Origin of the sequence: Alicyclobacillus sp. ALC3 (assembly GCF_028751195.1) — a bacterium.
In the GTDB taxonomy this organism is placed as follows: Bacteria; Bacillota; Bacilli; order Alicyclobacillales; family Alicyclobacillaceae; genus Alicyclobacillus_L.
In genome coordinates this window covers 3,623,865-3,642,379 of record NZ_CP066784.1, presented here as the reverse complement: position 1 = coordinate 3,642,379, position 18,515 = coordinate 3,623,865, and the positions used below count along the sequence as shown (strand labels likewise).

At 57.0% G+C, this 18,515-nt stretch carries 18 protein-coding genes and 1 riboswitch; of the genes, 2 read left to right on the top strand and 16 right to left on the bottom strand.

What is annotated here, in order from left to right; translation table 11 throughout:
• Positions 1-54: 54 nt before the first annotated feature.
• The 5 genes from JC200_RS16715 to JC200_RS16695 form a co-directional block, all read right to left on the bottom strand.
• Positions 55-1,041: an aldo/keto reductase gene (locus tag JC200_RS16715; RefSeq protein WP_274432824.1), complete on the bottom strand. Its 987-nt coding sequence runs from the start codon at positions 1,039-1,041 to the stop codon at positions 55-57.
• A 135-nt stretch (positions 1,042-1,176) separates the two neighbouring features.
• The gene (locus tag JC200_RS16710; RefSeq protein ID WP_274432823.1) at positions 1,177-2,151 is read right to left on the bottom strand and encodes a phosphotransferase enzyme family protein; all 975 of its coding nucleotides are present in this window, start codon (positions 2,149-2,151) and stop codon (positions 1,177-1,179) included.
• Positions 2,152-2,440: 289 nt separating this feature from the next.
• Positions 2,441-3,829: a purine-cytosine permease family protein gene (locus JC200_RS16705; RefSeq protein WP_274432822.1), complete on the bottom strand. Its 1,389-nt coding sequence runs from the start codon at positions 3,827-3,829 to the stop codon at positions 2,441-2,443.
• Positions 3,819-4,805, bottom strand: a complete 987-nt coding sequence (gene speB / locus JC200_RS16700) for an agmatinase (RefSeq protein WP_274432821.1) — start codon at positions 4,803-4,805, stop codon at positions 3,819-3,821. The genes JC200_RS16705 and speB overlap by 11 nt, the downstream gene beginning before the upstream one ends.
• A gap of 281 nt (positions 4,806-5,086) precedes the next feature.
• Positions 5,087-6,511: a sigma-54 interaction domain-containing protein gene (locus JC200_RS16695; protein ID WP_274432820.1), complete on the bottom strand. Its 1,425-nt coding sequence runs from the start codon at positions 6,509-6,511 to the stop codon at positions 5,087-5,089.
• 84 nt (positions 6,512-6,595) lie between these two features.
• On the opposite strand from JC200_RS16695, the gene JC200_RS16690 reads away from it, so the two are divergent.
• Complete coding sequence (locus JC200_RS16690; protein WP_274432818.1) at positions 6,596-7,438, top strand: MBL fold metallo-hydrolase; 843 nt, start codon at positions 6,596-6,598, stop codon at positions 7,436-7,438.
• A gap of 228 nt (positions 7,439-7,666) precedes the next feature.
• Here the strand turns inward: JC200_RS16690 and JC200_RS16685 are convergent, their stop codons facing one another.
• The 6 genes from JC200_RS16685 to gcvT all read right to left on the bottom strand — a co-directional run bounded on the left by JC200_RS16685 (position 7,667) and on the right by gcvT (position 14,169).
• On the bottom strand, positions 7,667-8,821 hold the full coding sequence (locus JC200_RS16685) for an MBL fold metallo-hydrolase (RefSeq protein WP_443111830.1): 1,155 nt from the start codon (positions 8,819-8,821) through the stop codon (positions 7,667-7,669).
• Positions 8,818-9,081 (bottom strand): sulfurtransferase TusA family protein, encoded by a 264-nt coding sequence (locus JC200_RS16680; RefSeq protein ID WP_274432817.1) that lies wholly within the window; start codon positions 9,079-9,081, stop codon positions 8,818-8,820. The genes JC200_RS16685 and JC200_RS16680 overlap by 4 nt, the downstream gene beginning before the upstream one ends.
• A gap of 54 nt (positions 9,082-9,135) precedes the next feature.
• Positions 9,136-9,540: a DsrE/DsrF/DrsH-like family protein gene (locus JC200_RS16675; RefSeq protein ID WP_274436576.1), complete on the bottom strand. Its 405-nt coding sequence runs from the start codon at positions 9,538-9,540 to the stop codon at positions 9,136-9,138.
• A gap of 694 nt (positions 9,541-10,234) precedes the next feature.
• Complete coding sequence (gene gcvPB, locus JC200_RS16670) at positions 10,235-11,698, bottom strand: aminomethyl-transferring glycine dehydrogenase subunit GcvPB (RefSeq protein WP_274432816.1); 1,464 nt, start codon at positions 11,696-11,698, stop codon at positions 10,235-10,237.
• Entirely contained in the window at positions 11,695-13,044 is a 1,350-nt protein-coding gene (gene gcvPA / locus JC200_RS16665) for an aminomethyl-transferring glycine dehydrogenase subunit GcvPA (protein ID WP_274432815.1), read from the bottom strand. The genes gcvPB and gcvPA overlap by 4 nt, the downstream gene beginning before the upstream one ends.
• Positions 13,045-13,068: 24 nt before the next feature.
• Positions 13,069-14,169: a glycine cleavage system aminomethyltransferase GcvT gene (gene gcvT / locus JC200_RS16660; protein WP_274432814.1), complete on the bottom strand. Its 1,101-nt coding sequence runs from the start codon at positions 14,167-14,169 to the stop codon at positions 13,069-13,071.
• Positions 14,170-14,398: 229 nt separating this feature from the next.
• Positions 14,399-14,507: riboswitch (glycine riboswitch) on the bottom strand.
• A gap of 217 nt (positions 14,508-14,724) precedes the next feature.
• On the opposite strand from gcvT, the gene JC200_RS16655 reads away from it, so the two are divergent.
• Entirely contained in the window at positions 14,725-15,138 is a 414-nt protein-coding gene (locus JC200_RS16655; RefSeq protein ID WP_274432812.1) for a nuclear transport factor 2 family protein, read from the top strand.
• Between the two features lie 4 nt (positions 15,139-15,142).
• Here the strand turns inward: JC200_RS16655 and JC200_RS16650 are convergent, their stop codons facing one another.
• The 5 genes from JC200_RS16650 to JC200_RS16630 form a co-directional block, all read right to left on the bottom strand.
• Complete coding sequence (locus tag JC200_RS16650) at positions 15,143-15,598, bottom strand: GNAT family N-acetyltransferase (protein WP_274432811.1); 456 nt, start codon at positions 15,596-15,598, stop codon at positions 15,143-15,145.
• Positions 15,599-15,628: 30 nt separating this feature from the next.
• Positions 15,629-15,937, bottom strand: a complete 309-nt coding sequence (locus tag JC200_RS16645) for a hypothetical protein (RefSeq protein WP_274432810.1) — start codon at positions 15,935-15,937, stop codon at positions 15,629-15,631.
• Positions 15,938-16,113: 176 nt separating this feature from the next.
• On the bottom strand, positions 16,114-16,776 hold the full coding sequence (locus JC200_RS16640) for an ankyrin repeat domain-containing protein (protein ID WP_274432809.1): 663 nt from the start codon (positions 16,774-16,776) through the stop codon (positions 16,114-16,116).
• A gap of 25 nt (positions 16,777-16,801) precedes the next feature.
• Positions 16,802-17,575, bottom strand: coding sequence for a nucleoside phosphorylase (locus JC200_RS16635; protein ID WP_274432808.1), 774 nt, complete (start codon positions 17,573-17,575; stop codon positions 16,802-16,804).
• A gap of 35 nt (positions 17,576-17,610) precedes the next feature.
• A complete protein-coding gene (locus JC200_RS16630; RefSeq protein ID WP_274432807.1) occupies positions 17,611-18,369 on the bottom strand; it encodes an SDR family NAD(P)-dependent oxidoreductase in 759 nt (252 codons plus the stop codon).
• Positions 18,370-18,515: the final 146 nt, after the last annotated feature.

Here is an 18,515-nt window from a genome sequence, read left to right as displayed (position 1 = left end):
CATGGCCACATCCCCGCCGCGGCCGCGCCTCTATGTGATGCACTCTGGCATATATTAGCGGTTGACCGCCCGCATGGCGTGCTCAGGGTACCGTGCACCGGCCGTAATGCCTTGCGGGGCGATCTCGTCGATCCGTGCCAGGTCGTGCTGGCTCAACGTGATGTTGGCCGCTGCGATGTTCTCCTCCAGGTACTTGCGGCGCTTGGTGCCCGGAATCGGCACAATGTCTTCCCCTTGCGCGAGTAGCCAGGCCAGTGCCAACTGTGACGGCTGCACTCCTTTCTCAGCCGCCATCTCCTTAATGCGATCGACAAGGTCGAGGTTCTTCTGGAAGTTCTCACCCTGAAAGCGCGGAGAGGTCTTCCGCGTATCCCCGTCTTCGAAGTCGTCCGGGGTCTGAATCTGCCCCGTCAAGAACCCCCGCCCAAGCGGGCTATACGGGACAAAGCCGATGCCGAGTTCGCGGCACGTCGGCAGAATCTCATCCTCAATGTCACGCGTCCAAAGCGAGTACTCCGTTTGCAGCGCCGTGATTGGATGGACTGTTGCCGCACGGCGAATCGTGCCTGCTGCAGCTTCCGACAGGCCTATGTACCGCACCTTACCAGCCTGCACCAGTTCCGCCATCGCGCCGACCGTCTCTTCGATCGGAACATCGGGATCGACCCGGTGTTGGTAGTAGAGGTCAATGTGGTCCACAGCGAGCCGCTTCAAGCTCGCGTCGCAGGCACTCTTCACGTACTCTGGGCGACCGTTAATGCCGAGAAAGCGGCCTTCTGCATCCCGGACGTTGCCAAACTTTGTCGCTATGATGACGTCGTCGCGCCGACCCTTGAGCGCCTTGCCGACGAGTTCTTCGTTCTTCCCGACACCATACATATCGGCGGTATCGAAGAACGTGACGCCAAGTTCCATGGCGCGGTGGATGGTCTCGATGGACTCCTCGTCATTGCGCCCGCCATAGAAGTCGGACATGCCCATGCACCCGAGTCCAAGCTCAGAGACGACCAAGCCTTGGTTGCCAAGTTTACGCATCTTCACATGTATCCCTCCGCCCCACATTTTAGTTTCCAGCAGTTCCACCTTCCAGTATCTCGGATACCCCAGACAAGCGTCAAGTTCGAGTGCCACTGAACGGAGTACCAAGCGCGACAAGGTGACACACAGCTGGCCGTACTATCCAATCTGCACACCGAGGTCACTTTCGTCCCCTTTGAGTTGGTCAACAAAGGCGCGGAAGAACCCCTCGTTTATAATCCCCGTTCCCCAGACGTCCTCATTGGACAAGTACACACCGGCAAGCCATATCCTTCTTGCCGCTACAAACCAAGGAATGGACTGAAGCTCACTGTCGGTCAGGGTTCTCACCGTTCGGTATCCGTCGATGAAGGACGCCCAGTTCTGTGCTTCTTCTCCTTTGTAGTTCGTTTTCAGATTCCACAGAAACACCGCCAGGTCATAGGCACGATAACCTGGCCCACAACAGTCGAAGTCGAAAAACGTCAACTCATTCCCATTCCAATGGGCATTCCAGTCATGAACATCTCCGTGACAAAAGCCAACGTTTAAATCGCACTGAGACAGCTGATCACGGATGGCACACGCGAAGGCCTGGACGTACGCGATGTCCCCACCGAACTCCGTCATGACCGACGAAAAGCGTCTGATTGGCTCGTCCAACAACTGTGCAAAGTCCAACCCCGGACGGGTATGTGTAGACACGAAGTCATCGGTTAGGCTGTGAAGCTGACCGACCGTCTGCCCATAAGCAAAACTGATGTCAGGGTTTAGACGTGTCCGTCTTCCTTCGGCGTACGTAAACAAGGCCAGACAGCGCATACCCTCGGGCGCAGGCACTTCGCAGGCAAGTTGGCCGAACCCGTTTGGGACTGGGGCTGACACGGACGCCCCGTGGTGAGCGAGGAAGTCCAGTACTTCCAGTTCATACAGCACCTCAGATTTACTTCTCCACGGTGTGCGGTACACGCGTAGAACATAGCTGTCGTCACTGGTGCCAATGAGATACGTGTCGTTTAACCCTTTGCTCAGTAATTTGCACGTGACCACTTGACCTACGCTGTAATTCTCACTCACGAAGTTCGCCAGCGCCTCACTCGCGAGCAAGCTGTGCATGACCGGAAAGGTGTTCAAATCAATCCCCCGTTGGCTTTCGGTTCAAAAGGAGGCTGCTTCACTAGGCCAAGCACCAAGTGTAGCCATCGCTAGCCTCCTTAAGTCGTTCTCTCACGGCTTACAGTTATCCTACCATCAGAATCCAAAGATGATGAGTCTCCACTCCTTCTCATGCCGTCCAGTCCCTGAACCGAACTGACTACAGCCACACGGACGTCAACTGGCCTGAACAGTGACTTCCAATGCCACTGTTCAGGCCAGGCGTTGCAAAGCTTACGTTTGTCAATGAGAGTTGCTCAGTTCAGCGTTAACTCGCCGACAAGCCACCGTGAATCTCAGCCAACTCACCATTTCTCGACAGTCTCGCTTTCATTGGGAAGTAATACAACATGCTCGGCAAGATGAGCGCTACAACCCAAGCAATGTCACCGTGGCCAAGCGCTCTCGAGATGGGCCCTTCGAAAAATGACACGTTCATGAACGGAATTTCCGCGGCAAACGTCACAAAGTACGCAAAGACTGCGATCCAGTTGAACATCCCATACCGTCCGCGCAGCTTGAAAATCTCCTTGATATCGTAATTTCCGTGGCGGAGCAAATAGAAGTCGACAAGGTTGATGGCGCTCCACGGCACCATCACATACTGCAGCATCAACATGAAGTCGTTGATGATTTTCAGCAATTCGCCCTGACCGGCAATGCCGATGAACGTCGCGACAATCGCTACACCGACCGTGATGCCAAAGCGCTTACCCGGCGTGAACTTCGCTTTTGTGAACGGTTCGACGGTTGTCACAATCGCCATGTAGGCGCAGTACAAGTTGAGGATGTTCGCAAAAATCACACCGAAGATGATGACGACGTACATGATGGGCGCAAACCCACGCCCGAGGAACTGTGCAAAGTACCCAGATGGGTCCGAACCAAACTTCGCAGCGCTTGCCAACAGGACGACACCCAGAATCATCGTCCAGCCGCTGCTCAGCACACTCCCGAAGTACGTCCACCCAAACGTCGCTGCAGTCGAGGTCTTCTTCGGCAGGTAGCGCGAGTAGTCAGCGACGTACGGCGCGAACGTGAGCAGGAACGTCGTTGCAATGCTGAGCCCTTCGAGGAATGGCCCCATATGAAAGTCTGAGACAGACCAACTGCCTGCCGGAACGTGAACGCGGAACAGCGCAACCGTGACAATCAAGAAGACAATGCCAGCAAGAAACGCAAAGTACTTGTACACCTTGTGAATCAGGTCATAACCGTACACCGTGATGATGAGCGTGATGGCATTGGCGATGACCAGAGACATCGAAACCGAAATCCATGGAAACGCGCTGTGAATCGACATCGCTGCCAAAAGTCCAGTGTAGTACAAAAACCCAATGTACATGAAGAGTGCGAGCAGGAGCGGCAGAATGGCACCAATGGTGCCAAACTGCGCGCGGCTTTGGATCATCTGCGGGACACCTAGCTTTGGCCCCTGCGCAGAGTGAGTTGCCATAAACAAACCACCAATAATGTTACCGAGCACAACAGCCACGATGGACCAGAAGACGTTTAATCCGAGTGCAAAAACGCCGGCTCCGACAGTGATGTTCGTCAAAACCATGTTGCCGCTGAACCAGACGTTAAACAGGTCACGAGCTTTGCCGTGGCGCTCCCCTTCCGGGATAAACTCAATACTGCGCTGTTCAACCTGCATGCGTGGCCACCCCCATGTCCTTGGCCATTTTGGCCTTTTTTTGCAAAGCGATGAGTGAGATAAACTCGTACACCACGTTCGCCGCCGCACACGCGGTCAACTGCCCGTGGTCGAACGCCGGCAACACTTCGACTAGGTCGAAGGCCACAAAGTTGATCCCGGTCAGTCCCCGCACCAACTCCAGCGCCTCCGTCGTCGTGACGCCACCGACTTCGGGAGTACCGGTACCTGGCGCGTAAACCGGGTCGAGGAAGTCGATATCGAACGAGAAGAAAGTTGGGCCTTGCCCGACGCGCTCCTTAATCGTGTCAATCATCGCTTCGATGCCGACTTGGCGCAGTTCGTTCGTTGTGTAGACCTCGAGTCCGAGGTTCTTTGCCACATCGAGGTCATCCGGTGCGTAGAGGGGTCCACGCATCCCGACCTGGATAGAACGCTCAGGGACGATTAACCCTTCCTCAATGGCACGCCGGAACGGGGTCCCGTGGTTGTACTTCATCCCGAAATAGGCGTCCCAGGTGTCAGAGTGGGCGTCAAAGTGGACCAATCCAACCGGGCCGTACTGTTTCGCGACCGCGCGCAGTTCGCCAAGCGTGATAGAGTGGTCACCGCCGAGGACAATCGGTTTAATGCCAGCTTGGAGCAGCGGCGTTAACCCCTCCACCATCTTGTCGTAGCTCTCCTGGATGTACCCCGGGATAATCGGGATGTCTCCGTAGTCGATGCCAGACAGGTAGTCGAAGATACTGATGTCCTGCACCGGGTTGTACGGACGCAGTAGGACGGAAAAGTCGCGAATCGCCTCCGGACCAAACCGAGCGCCAGTGCGAAACGACTGTCCTCCATCAAACGGGATGCCAGTGACTGCGAAATCCACCCCCTCCTCGGCTTTCTCGACCCAGGGCAACCTCATAAACGTTCTTGGACCGGAGAACCGTGGTGATTCAAACGAATTCCTGGGTTCGTACTTCGGCAATTTCCATACCCCCTTGTGACTGAATACGCTTTCTCACTGCCTCATAACTCTCGCAAGAACTATGCCAATCCGAAGAATGTTGCCAAAATGCGCACACGGACAGAGAAAATGTCGGTTGCGAGGCTTCCCAGCCCCTTTTCAGCGGGTCGGTTTTATTCAGGAGCGAATACCCAGCAGGGTACTCACGCTCCCATCACGTAGCGACTTGCAAGAATTTTGAGTTAGCGCAAGGGTTTGAACCGTCTATGCAGTGTTGAATAATGTTATTCACATGTGATTAGTTAAGAGAGGCGCGGGTCTTGCGGAAAGTACTTGTGGAGCTTTCGCACAGCCGTTGGTTGACTGACCCCGAGTAACTCCGCTAACTCGGTAGTCGTCTTGGCACGGCGTCTCGCCTCGGCGACGAGTTCTCGCTCGTATTGTTCCAGCCGCTCGGGCAAGCTTACTGTCTCGACACTCTCCGACCGATTCAACACGTCAGATGGCACCATGCGAGCCGGGAGGTCGCGCTCCAGAATCAGGTCTTCCTCCGACAGCACAACCAAACGCTCAATGAGGTTCTCTAGCTCTCGAACGTTGCCCGGCCAATCGTACTCCAAAAACCGCCGCAGGACGGCCGGTGACAAGGCCTTGTGAAGACCGTGCTTGTCATTGATGGCGTCAAGGAAGTGCCGAGTCAGCGCAACTATGTCGTCCTTGCGTTCGCGAACTGGCTCAATCTGCAGGCAGACAATGTTCAGTCGAAAGTACAGGTCGTCGCGGAAGAGCCGGTCTTCGACCATCTGCTCAAGGTTGCGGTTCGTCGCCGTGATCAGCCGAAAGTTTGCCGTGAGCGTCTGACTGCCGCCGACGCGGATGAACTGTCTGTTTTGAATCACGTGCAGCAGCTTGACTTGGACGCGTAGCGGCAGTTCCGCGATCTCGTCCAAAAACAGCGTCCCGTTCTCTGCCAACTCGAGCAAGCCGGGCTTGCCTCGACGGCGCGCGCCTGTGAACGCACCTTCCTCATAGCCAAACAGCTCCGACTCGACCAGGGATTCTGGGATGGCCCCGCAGTTGATCTCGATAAACGGCCCATCCGACCGAGGTGACGCACGGTGAATGAAGCGCGCAAACGCACCTTTCCCCACGCCCGATTCTCCGAGCAGCAGCACGGGTACATCGTGCTTACTGACTTGCAGCGCAGTGCGTACAAACGACTGGCTCACGTGACTGACAGCGATTAAGCCATGCAGTTGCGCATCGCGGGTCTGCAACTGCTCGAGTTCCGTCCGGACCTTCTCCATTTCCGATGACATCTCTGCCGTCAGCGTCCGGAGTTCTACCAGCTCTGTCACGTCGTGCGAGTATGTGACAATCCTATAGATTTCACCCTCGTCGTCAAAGACCGGGATGCCGGTCACGAGGAACTTCTTGCCGCTCGCGCTTTCCTGAATCATGGACTGCCGCGTGCGCTCTCGAATCACACGCGCTGTCACAGAGGGGTAGAAAATTTTCTGCCGTTCTAGTTCAAACACGCTCTGACCGATGATCGATTCAATCGACAGCTTGTAACTGCTCTCCATGGACTTGGATGCACGCAGGACAACCCCCTGTCCGTCTGCAATGAGGATGTCGTCATAGACAGAATCGAGGATCATCTCGAGTTCCTGGTTCGTTTGCTCGACTCGCTCGAGCTTTCCCGCCATATGACTCTCGGGTAGCACCTGCTCACCCCCTACGTCCATTGTTTGATAGAATCATACCAGCCAGTGAGATGCGCTGAACAGAGGAAAATCGGGGGAATTCGAGTGATTGAGTCCGTGCGAGACGGCGTGTACGTGCGAACGAGTCACATGCAGCAGTTGCAGAGCGTGATGGTGATAGACGACGGTGGAGTGTACCTGTTTGACCCGTGCTACTTCGACGATGAAATCCGGGAGATCCGCTCTTTTGTCGCACCATATCAACACGGACGCGAGTTGAATCTGATTCTCACTCACTCGGACTTTGACCACATTGCTGGCGTTCCCTATTTTGCGCCGGAGTACGGGGTCTGGGGAGCATCGACCTGGGACACGGACAACGAACAGCGTGCTGCGGCGAAAATTGAACTGTTTGACAGTCAGTACTACGTGAACCGCCCCTGGCACGGGGTGTTGAACCGCATCCAATTTGCGCGGCACTTTGCGGACGGAGAGTCGTATCAGGACGTACACTTTGTGCATGCCAAGGGGCACACAAACGATGGTCTCGTCACCATCAAGAACCACGTGGCAGTGGTCGGCGACTACCTGTCGGCGCTGGAGTTTCCATTTATCTACACATCATATTACGACTACTGCGCGACTCTGAAGGGACTCCGGGGAGTGTTTGTACAGCATCAGGTCAATCTCGTGATTCCACAACACGGGCCGTACGCGGAGGGGAGCGCGGAGGTCGAGCGGCGATTTGCCATTGCTGAGGACTACCTTGCTGCGTTGGAAACTACGGTTCGTGAAGGCCTGCAACAAGGTCGTGCCGTCGACGACGTGGCAAACGTATCTGCGCAGGTGCTGACGTTTGACGGGCAGCCGTTAGCCAAGGGAATCACATCCTTCCACAAAAGCAACGTCCGCATCTTGTGGCGCGAACTGTCGCCACAGCACACTTAAAACCACTCTTCAGCGGTACCAGCAAGATGACCCCGGACTTCAAAGACCAAAGTGGAGGCTGCCTGCCAGGCAACAGATGCCTGGCAGGACAGCCCATTCGGTAGGGGCCCGGTCCTTCGGTGGGGGCCCGGTCCTTCGGTGGGGACCGGACCTTCGGGGGGGACCCAGACCTTCGGTGGGGACCGGACCGCCGGGCCCAAGTGGCCGCTTTGCTCGTGCGGCCTCGCGCTAACCGCTGACAGCGCAACGATTAGGGCCGATCTCCATCTCCTCGAGTTGAGCGTCCTCCAAGACGCTAAATCTGCCCATGTTGACCTCCCGAATTTGTTGGTATGCGTTCGGCTGCTGAGGCAGGTGTTCCGTGACGAGGCGATGAAACTCGGATGCATCTGTAACCGACAGGGCACGGTTCTCCTGAAACAAAGTGCCAAGTTTCGACAGTACACGCCCTGCCCCGTCTAACTCGTCTGAATTGGCGTAGTGCGCCGGCAGCACGGTCAAGTCTGGATTCAAGTTTTGATAGGTCCGGTAGAGTGTAGTGTACAAATCGTATGCCCAGTCGCCAGCTTTACCAGCAAGGTCTGGTCGACCGATGGATTTGACAAACAGGGTGTCGCCAGACAACAGGTAGGTATTGTCGACCACCAAACTTGTACTCCCAGACGTATGCCCTGGTGAGGCAACAGCCCTGATACTGATCGTCCCGTCCGCGATTGTGACCGTGATCCCGTCACCTAATGGGCTATATGAATAGTTCACGTTTTCTGCATCCCCTGGCGGCAACCAATAGTCCGCACCTATTCCCGCTGCCAGTCTCCGGCCCCCTGAAATATGATCGGCGTGCAGGTGTGTGTCCATCAAGTGACGGATTTGCACGCCTAACTCCTTCGCAAACGACTCATACACCTGAGTCATCCGAGCGGCATCGACGACGACTGCTTCTCCTCCTCCGGCAATGATGTAGGACAAGCAGCCTTTGCCGACCCGCACACACTGATACAGCGCTCCACCACCAGAAAGGTCCCCAACTTTCACCACGTGCAAGTGCTGACTCCACTGTTTCATCCCACCCTCAAGGACAGACACGTCGTGTCGCCCTTGTTCGCGCAATTGCAACGCGACGTAGTCGGACGACCCCTCCTTCGCACAGACAACAAGCACAGAGGTGTCTGATGGAAGCTTTCCTTCGAGTGGGCCTAGGTCATCAAGCAAATCGAAGTACGGCACGTTGACAGATTGTACGGACGGCCCTTCAATTCGCCAATCCCGGTAGTCCTCTTCATTTCGCACATCGAGAATAAACAGCGGATCGTGCTGAATAATATGCGCAAACACTTCCGCTACGGAAGTCCTTGGAGTCGGTGACGCCTCCGGCTCTGTCACGAATGAACGGCCCCCTTCCCGGCCTTGCGAATGTAGTGCTTGTAGACCTTTCCGTCATGAATGGTTTCCAGAAAGACATGGCCAACTCGTCTGGCCCAACCTGGCACGTCTTTCACCGACCCTGGGTCGGTCGCAAGAACCTCAAGTACCTCCCCGACAGCAATTTCGTCAATCGCTTTCTTGGCTCTTACCACAGGAAGTGGGCATGATAGTCCTTGACAGTCGATCGTTTTGCTAGCTGTATATTGAGAACCGTCCAAGTTACTCCCCCCTGCCAGGAATTTATCCACGTAACACGGTGTGTGCACCTTGCCTCAAAAAGTCACCGAGATGTCCGCATCAAAGGCAAAGTCTAAAAATGCCACGGCTCCGCCAACTTCAATGCCGTCCATCAGATCCTCGCGACGAATGCCCATCACATCCATCGTCATCTGGCAGGCAATAAATTTGACACCGGTGTCCTTCGCCAGTTCCAGCATCTCTGGTACGGTGAGCACATTGGCTTGCTTAAACCCGGCGGCCAAATGCTCTCTTCCTGGCCCAAGGTGAAGCATGTTTGCAGCGTCCTTGTGAATCATCATCAAACCATCAAATGTGCAGAAGACAGTTACTTCCGCGTCACTTGCAGCTGCGGCTGTGGCAATGTTTAATACCTTGTACGCTGTCTCGATGCCTGGGCCAGAAGCGATAATGGCAACACGATTGTTCCGCTCAGCCATTTTGGTACACCCCTTTCCGTGAAAGTGTTCAGCGAGGACGCTTACAGGCAGCATGGTGCGGCAGTCGCGCTGGCATGCGGTCCTTTCGATCACATAGGCGGCGTGATCGCGCTCACATGCGATCCTTTCGATCGCATAGCGCCCGCAGTCGTGCTGACATGTGATCCTTTCGATCACATAGCGCCCCAGGTCGCGCTCACATGCGATCCTTTCGATCACATAGGGCCCGCAGTCGCGCTCACATGTGATCCTTTCGATCACATAGCGCCCCAGGTCGCGCTCACATGCGATCCTTTCGATCACATAGGGCCCGCAGTCGCGCTCACATGCGATCCTTTCGATCACATAGGCGCCCCACCGCGCCCCACCGCGCCCAGGCTCGCCCGCGCTCACATGCGATCCTTGCCATCACACACAAATCCAGGCAAGGCAACTTAAACATACCGGGTGGGGTAATGATATGGGCGCAACAGGACCACCGCTCACAGCAGAGCGCGCTTCGGCAACGAAAATGTTGTTCATATCAATACGAATATGAGCCTCACGCGGAAGTTATTCTCAATATTTAGTCATTACAGCAGGCCTACATCGATGCAGTTTCCCAAATCTATATGTCCTTTTCAGCACATGAAAAGGGACTGCCCACCAGCATCTTGGCGGACAGTCCCGATGAAATTCTCCGTGCAGTTCTAACCTACTTCCACTCGTAGCGCAGGACCGGACTCCGAGCAGCCTTCGTCTCGTCCAAGCGTCCCACCACCGTGCGGTGCGGCGCCGACTTCACGTGCTCCGGATTCTCCTCGGCTTCCTTCGCAATCTGCAGCATGATGTCCGCAAACTCGTCGAGCGTCTCGAGGCTCTCGCTCTCGGTTGGCTCAATCATTAGGCACTCCTCAACGATGAGCGGGAAGTAAATCGTCGGCGGGTGGACGCCAAAGTCGAGCAGTCGCTTCGCGATATCAAGTGTCCGCACACCAGATTTCTTCTGCCGCCGCCCGGAGAGCACGAACTCGTGCTTGCAGACGCGATTGAACGGTACGTCGTAGGCCTCCGACAACCGCTTCATCAGGTAGTTCGCCGACAGCACCGCCGACTCCGACACCTGCTGCAGGCCGTCCGGTCCCATCGTGCGGATGTAGCTGTAGGCACGTACGAGGATCCCGAAGTTGCCGTAGAACCCTTTCACCTTGCCAATGGACTGCGGCCGGTCCCAATCGAGCCGGTACACACCGTCCACTTCCTGTGCCACGACCGGTTTCGGCAGGTACGGTGCAAGGTGCGCCTTCACGCCGACCGGGCCAGCGCCTGGCCCGCCGCCGCCGTGCGGCGTCGAAAACGTCTTGTGCAGGTTGAGATGCACGACGTCAAAGCCCATGTCGCCAGGGCGCGCTTTGCCGAGAATGGCGTTCGCGTTCGCACCGTCGTAGTACAGCAGGCCGCCAGCCGCGTGGACAATTTCCGCGATCTCGATAATGTCCTGCTCAAACAGCCCAAGCGTGCTCGGGTTGGTCAACATCAAAGCGGCGGTGTCCGGACCGACCGCATCGCGCAGTGCCGCAAGGTCGACCGAGCCGTCTGGCGTCGACGGAATCGTCACCGCTTTGAGGCCCGCCATCGACACGCTCGCCGGGTTTGTGCCGTGGGAGGAGTCCGGCACAATGACCTTGTCTCGGTGCTGACCGTTCGCGCGGTGATAGGCCGAGATCATCATCAGACCCGTCCACTCCCCCTGCGCGCCGGCGGCCGGCTGCAAGCTAATGGCATCCATGCCTGTGATTTCGGCGAGGTCAAGTTGCAAGCGATACAGCAACGCCAAAGCACCCTGCACGGTCGACTCCGGCTGATACGGGTGAATCTGCGCAAACCCTGGCAGACGGGCGGCGCGTTCGTTGCGCTTTGGGTTGTACTTCATCGTGCAGGAGCCAAGCGGGTAGAACCCAGAGTCGACGCCGTGGTTGCGTGTCGACAGAGCGGTGAAGTGGCGGATCACGTCCACTTCCGAAAGCTCCGGCAGATGCGGGGCTTCTTTGCGCTGATAGGCGCCGAGACTACTCGTATCTGCGACCGGCACGTCGAGCTCAGGCAAGCGGCAGGCCGTGCGCCCCGCGTGGCTGCGTTCGAAGACAAGCGGCAAATCTCCCTCTTTGACGAGACTCATCGGATCGCCTCCCAAGCGTCGCACACGGCGTCGAGTTCTTCTCGCGTGCGCAGTTCTGTCACGTTCAAGAGCACCGTGTTCGGCAACTCTTCGTAGTACCGGCCGAGGTCAAGTCCGAAGAGGTAACCACCGGTCAGCATTCTCTCTTGCACTTCGGCGACCGGGCGGTCGAGGCGGACGACGAACTCGTTGAAGAACGGCCGGTCAAACACGCGCTCAACGCCAGGCAGGGACCCCAGGCGTTTCGCCAGGTAGTGTGCCTTGTGGTAGTTTTGCTCGGCAAGTTCGCCAATCCCCTGCTTGCCAACGTAGCTGAGAAAGACGGCGGCCGCGATGGCGTTCAGTGCCTGGTTGGAGCAGATGTTCGACGTCGCCTTCTCGCGCCGGATGTGCTGCTCACGGGCTTGCAGGGTGAGGACGAAGCCGCGACGACCATCGTGATCAGTCGTCTGACCAACAATGCGCCCTGGCATCTTGCGCATCAGGTCGTGCTTCGCGGCCATGACGCCGAGGTAAGGGCCGCCAAACGAGATCCCGTTGCCAAGCGACTGGCCCTCTGCCACCACGATGTCGGCGCCGAAGCTGCCTGGCGGTTCGAGCAGGCCGAGCGCGATTGGGTAGACACTCGTCACAAACAGCGCCCCCGCCTTGTGTGCGACATCGTTGATGGCCGCAAGGTCTTCGATGGCGCCAAAGAAGTTCGGGTACTGCACGAGCACTCCAGCCACCGTGTCGTCGCAGGCAGCCGAGAGCTCGTCGAGGTCAAGCACGCCGTCTAGATATGGAATTTCGACGACTTCCACAGACTGTCCGGAAGCGTAAGTTTGGAGTACGGCTCGGTATTCCGGGTGCACCGAGCGGGCCACGAGCAGTTTGTTGCGCCCTGTCTGTGCGCAGCAGACGAGCCCCGCCTCGGCGAGTGCCGTCGGGCCGTCGTACATCGACGCATTGGCGAGGTCCATGCCCGTCAACTCGGCGACCATCGTCTGGTACTCAAAGGTCGCCTGAAGCAGGCCTTGGCTAATCTCTGGCTGGTATGGCGTGTACGACGTGTAAAACTCAGAACGACTGATGATGGCATCAACCACACTCGGCTGATAGTGTTCATATGCGCCAGCGCCGAGAAAGCTGGTGACCTGGCTGAGGTCGAGGTTCCTGCGTGCAAGCGTCTGCATGTGGCGCTCGAGTTCAACCTCCGGCATGGACTTCGGCAAATCGAGCGGGCGGTTCATACGCACGCTCTCCGGAATGTCAGCGAAGAGGCCGGAGATGTCGGTCAGGCCAAGCGCGGACAGCATGGCCTTTTGGTCTTCCTCTGTGTGAGGAATGTAGCTGAATGTGCTCACTGGTGCGCCTCCTCTAGGTACGGCTTACGCCTTGGGCCGCTTGTAAAACGGCGTCTTCACAATCTCGCACGCGGTTCGTTTGCCGCGAATGTCGACGTAGAGCGGATTCCCAACCGTCGCCACGTCCGTTGCGACGAGGGCGAGGCCGATGGCCTGGTGCAAGGTCGGTGACATCGTACCGGACGTAATGAAGCCGACTTCACGGTCACCGTCGTAGACGGCATAGCCTGCCCGCGGAATGCCGCGCTCCGTCATCTGCAACCCCACGACCTTGCGCGGGACACCGTCCGCCTTCTGCTTCGCGAGAACGTCGCGGCCCGGAAAGTCGGAGGCTTCGAGCTTCACAAATGGTGACAGGCCACCTTCGAGCGGCGAGATGGAGTCGGTAATCTCGTGCCCATACAGCGGCAGCCGGGCCTCAAGCCGCAGCGTGTCGCGGGCGCCCAGTCCGCACGGCACAAGGCCATACGCTTCACCCGCCGCGACGAGCGAATGCCACAGACCAACCGCCTGTTCTGCGTCAACGTACAACTCAAAGCCATCTTCCCCGGTGTAGCCTGTACGGGAGATCACGGCGTTCACCCCCGCCACTTGCCCTTGCGCGAAACGGTAGAAGCGGATGTCAGCGAGAGCGGTGTCGGTCAACGGCTGCAAAAGTGATTCGGCGTTTGGCCCTTGCAACGCGAGCAGCGCGATGTCCTCCGACCGATTGATAAGCGTGACGTTGTAAGTCCCGACGTGAGGCTGCATCCAGGCGAAATCCTTGGCGATGTTCCCGGCGTTGACAACCGTCCAGTAGTGATCGTCGGCGAAGCAGTACACGAGGAGGTCATCGACGCAACCGCCCTCATCGTTCGTCAGCGGGGAGTACATCGCCATCCCAGGCTCCAGCTTGCTTGCGTCGTTGGTGATGAGGTGCTGCAAAAACCCCTGTGCGTCCGGTCCAGTCACCTCAAACTCACCCATGTGTGACACGTCGAACAGTCCCACGCGCTGGCGCACGGCTTCGTGTTCCGCATTGATGCCGCTCGCAAACTGCACCGGCATGTCCCAGCCGCCAAACTCAACCGTTTTGGCGCCGAACTCTGCGTACACGGGGTAGAGCGGTGTGCGAAGCAGTGTCATAGCCATCCCTCCTCGTTCTTAGGGTGCAACAGATTACTACACCCCACGCGCAATCTACGTACAGACATGAAAAAGGACACGCGCAAACAATTCCTCGCGTGTCTCTGTCTTGTCGACCTGAGAGTTCTCCAGGCACGCACTTGGCCATCTGGCTGGTGACCTGCCATCCGACCACGTCCTGGTTACCCCGTCGGTAGCCGCAAACACCAAAGCGGCTTCTCCAGAGTTGCATCGTCCGACGCTGCGTGACCTGAGAGATTCTGACCGCGCCAGAGGCAGCGGGGTCATTGCCCCATCGGTGGTACGCACAGGTGCGCACGCTCTCACGTCGAACTCATCTGCAATCGTATGAAACTCGGTGTGTAAAGCTCGATGTGTGAAACTCACTGTGGTAAAGCTCCACGAGCCCCACGCTGATGCCCGCCTATAGTATGCACGAAGGATGCGTTGCTGCCAATATGCAAAACAGCGATTGCAGGACAAGTTGATCACGAACAATTGACAGCCGTATGGACGGTCTGTGAGGTACACTCATCCTAAGGGGAGGCAGACCAAATGGACGAGTTGACGCAAATCCTGCACGCTCTCGAGTTACAGCACCTCAAACCGGAAGTCCGCGTGACACCGGCGGAAATGGCCAAAGTATTGGCCGACGAGTTTTTCGAAATCGGAAGCTCAGGAATCATTTTCTACAAAAAAGACTGTGTTGTGGAAGGTGGACTCGAACCATGGGATGTCAGCATGTCCGACTTCCAGGTGCATCCCCTCGCAGACGGCGTGGTGCTGACCACGTACCGCTGTGAAAACCGGACTCGGATGCGCAACACCCTTCGCAGCAGCATTTGGAAACTGATCGACGGACGGTGGCAGTTGGCCTTTCACCAAGGCACGATTGCAGCAGGTACCTTTGCAGCAGGCACCACAGGTGCCATTGCAGCAGGCACGATTGACTCAGGCACTAAAGAATAATGCGTCACAACTCCATCGTCATGAAGACGCTGTACGGGTCCTCCTGATAGTCCGCAAAGGGCCGACAAAGCTCGAACCCGAACGTTGCGTATAATTTCTTTGCGGGATCGAACGCTTCGTTTGATCCCGTTTCCAGACTCAACCTGTAGTACCCCCGCTGCCTAGCTTCGGCCACGATGTGCTGCAGCACGTAGCGCGCGACGCCCTTTCTCAGGTGTGCCGTCGCTGTCCGCATCGACTTCACTTCTCCGTGCCCGCCGCCGAGGTCCTTGAGCGCGCCGCAACCCAGGAGTTCGTCCCCTTCCCACACTGTCCAAAATGTGATGTCCGGGCGTCGCAGATTGTCTAAGTCGAGCGCATGGATACTTGCAGCAGGTGAGTAGTCCTCCATACTGCGCAGGTGCTGTCCAATCAACGCAATGACCTGAGAGTCGGTCATGTCATCTAGTCGAATTTCCAAACGTCTCTCTCCCACCAATGAGTCTCTTGTTTAGCCTTCGTCGCCTTGCTCCTCCGACCACCGATAAAAAACCGCCGCAATTCCACTTTGGCGAGCGTGATTGAACGCCACTAGCGACTCTGGAAGTTCATCGTCATCGACATACCCATCGCGTTCGGCCACACACTGCTCTTCCACCCGGATAATCTCCCAGCCCTGGGCCTCGATATATCGGGTGGCTTGCTCGAGCGCAGATTGGTCGTCGTTGTCCCTTACCCAGCAGTTGATAAAGGCGCCGTCCGAGGTCTCCCGTTCCGGACTGTCTGGTTTCGGCTCCGCCTCGAACATAAAGTAATACACCTCTCCACCTCCTTCAACGCGCCTGCGACTGTCGGCCGCCCCGACCGCCATTATCGGCATGCCCACAAATGGCACGCTTCAGTACCGGAACAGCTTCCTGCTCACATGCCTCCTGCTCACATGCCTCCTGCTCACATGCCTCCTGCTCACATGCCTCTTGCTCACATGCCTCCTGCTCACATACCTCCTGCTCGCGTCAAGATCGCGATAGCTTCCCCATTGCCCGACTGCCTGGCCAGCGCGAGTGGGGTTTCACCGTCATCTTTTGCGAGATGCACGTCGGCACCGTGCTCTACCAAGAGCTCGATCATGTCCTTCTGCTCATTGTGCACTGCCTCCAGCAGTGGTGTAAATCCGCTGTGTTGTTTCGCGTTGACGTCAGCCCCGTGTTCCAAGAGCATCGCAGCGATGTTGGTGTGCCCGTGGGCTACGGCTGAATGGAGGGCCATCACCGTCATTTCGTTGCGCGATACGGCGTGCACGTCTGCGCCGCGAGCAAGTAATTCCCGCACAATCTCGCCGTGCCCGAAGAACGAGGCAAGACCGAGCGCTGTGAAACCATCGTGGGAATAGGTGTTCAAAAGGCTTGAATCGGTCTCAAGAAAACTTTTTACTGCCTCGATTTGCCCAATCGCTGCAGCTTCGAAGAAGTTGACGTCTACCTCGTGGCGCAACAGCACCGGGATGACGTCCTTCGATCCGTAATAAGCGGCTGTCAACAAGACGGTATTTCCATCGACTTGCGCATTCACCAAACTAGCATCTTCTGCGAGCATGTTCGACACTCGGTCCGCATCATTCGCTTTGACCGCTTTCATCAGTTCATCCACTTGCGCCATCACGTCTAGCCCCCTGTGCGAAACTTCACTCCTGAATTGCGAGACACGATTCTGCGGCCAACCAAAACAGTCTCTCTCGGATCGTCGCCTGCTTCGTCCAATCCCTTGAATCCCATTTGTCGGAACCTAGGTCATCTCCCCCATATAACAGTTGGGAGAAGATGACGCCACGAAACATCGCGACGGCGAAAAACGCCGCACATTCCATCTCGACAGTCAAGCAACCTTCTGCCTTGCGTGTTCGTATTTTCCCCGGCGTCGAGCGGTAGAAGGCGTCTGTGGTCCAGGTTTTCGCGACGATGTATGGAACATCGTGATCGGCCAGAACCCGCGTAATGGCGGCAAGTCCTGCTGGGCTCGCCTTTGCCTCGCGACCAGGAGCCAAGTAGTGATACGACGTCCCTTCATCCCGCACAGCTGAGTCCGGAACGATGACATGGCCCAACTGTATCGCCGTATCCAGTACCCCTGCCCCTCCGCATGCGACGAACTTGTCGCAACCCAGAGCAATGACCTTCTCCATGTTCTTCGCAGCGCTTGGACCACCAAGTCCAGGGTTGAACAGCGCCACTTTTGCCTCGCCGACCGACACTTCATAGACCGGCGTACTGCCCGACTCAGCCACCAGTTCGGTCATGACTCTCGCTTTTCCGGCGCGCACAAGTTGCTCGATCACGTCGCTGAAAAAGCACGGTACGCAGTGTTCCGGTATGTCGACCGGTTCCATGTGATCAGCGGCGTTGATGAGCGCTGTGGTATCGGGATCGAACTCGAGAATCGGGTACGACTGTCGCTTCATCGCTCTCCCCCTGACAGGATGTCTGGCACAATTAACTACCCGGTATAGTTGCCGCCGTTGACGAAGAACTGTTGGCCGGTGATATAAGTTGCTTTCTCTGAGCACAAAAAGGTGACCATCTCAGCAATTTCTTCCGGCTGCCCCAAGCGGTTCATCGGAATGCGGCCCATGACCCGCTCCCGTGCTGTCTCGTCGTCCAGGGAGAAGCGCTCCACGACCTCTTGTGTCTCGATGTAACCAGGCAGCACGCAGTTGACACGGATGTGCGGCGCGAGTTCGAGCGCTGTGCACTTGGTCAGCGCGATCACGCCGGCCTTCGAAGCACAGTAGTTCGCCCCGTCTTTGCGTCCGCTAATCGCCGTGCTCGCCGACAAGTTCACGATGCTGCCCTGAACACCGTGATGGAGCATAGATTTCGCCACGAGTTGCGTGCAGTGAAAGGTCCCGTCAAGGTTTACCTGTACCACGCGCGTCCACTCGTCAGGTGTTATCTCGAGGAAAGGCCGATCGATGTTGAGCCCAGCGTTGTTGACGAGGACTTTAATCGGGCCGATGTCGCGGGTAACGTCTTCCACCATTCGCGCAACGTCGGTACGAATGCTGACGTCCGCGCGGTACGGACTTGCGGCGCCGCCAGCGGCCGTGATGTCGTGCACAACACCTTCCGCCTCGTCCCCCGATGTGCGGTAGTTGACCACGACATGGTAGCCATTGTCGGCCAGATTCAGCGCGATTGCTCGGCCTAGGCCTCGTGACGCGCCTGTAACTAGTGCGACTCTTGCAGAGTTGCTCACAACCTCAGTCCTTCCGTTTGTTCCTGTACCTAACTGTATCACCAATCCTGTAATCCTGACTCAGAGAACTGCAGTACCTACAATGAGTCAGTGCCCTAGTCCGTTACGACTAGCCCGTTCCCCTACCCAAAATAGTCCGAGAATAA

Coding starts and splice junctions, on each gene's coding strand:
- JC200_RS16705 (WP_274432822.1), bottom strand. CDS start 3,829: ATGCAGGTTGAACAGCGCAGTATTGAGTTTATCCCGGAAGGGGAGCGC.
- JC200_RS16675 (WP_274436576.1), bottom strand. CDS start 9,540: ATGGCTGAGCGGAACAATCGTGTTGCCATTATCGCTTCTGGCCCAGGC.
- gcvPB (WP_274432816.1), bottom strand. CDS start 11,698: ATGAGTCTCGTCAAAGAGGGAGATTTGCCGCTTGTCTTCGAACGCAGC.
- gcvT (WP_274432814.1), bottom strand. CDS start 14,169: ATGACACTGCTTCGCACACCGCTCTACCCCGTGTACGCAGAGTTCGGC.
- JC200_RS16655 (WP_274432812.1), top strand. CDS start 14,725: ATGGACGAGTTGACGCAAATCCTGCACGCTCTCGAGTTACAGCACCTC.
- JC200_RS16640 (WP_274432809.1), bottom strand. CDS start 16,776: ATGGCGCAAGTGGATGAACTGATGAAAGCGGTCAAAGCGAATGATGCG.
- JC200_RS16635 (WP_274432808.1), bottom strand. CDS start 17,575: ATGAAGCGACAGTCGTACCCGATTCTCGAGTTCGATCCCGATACCACA.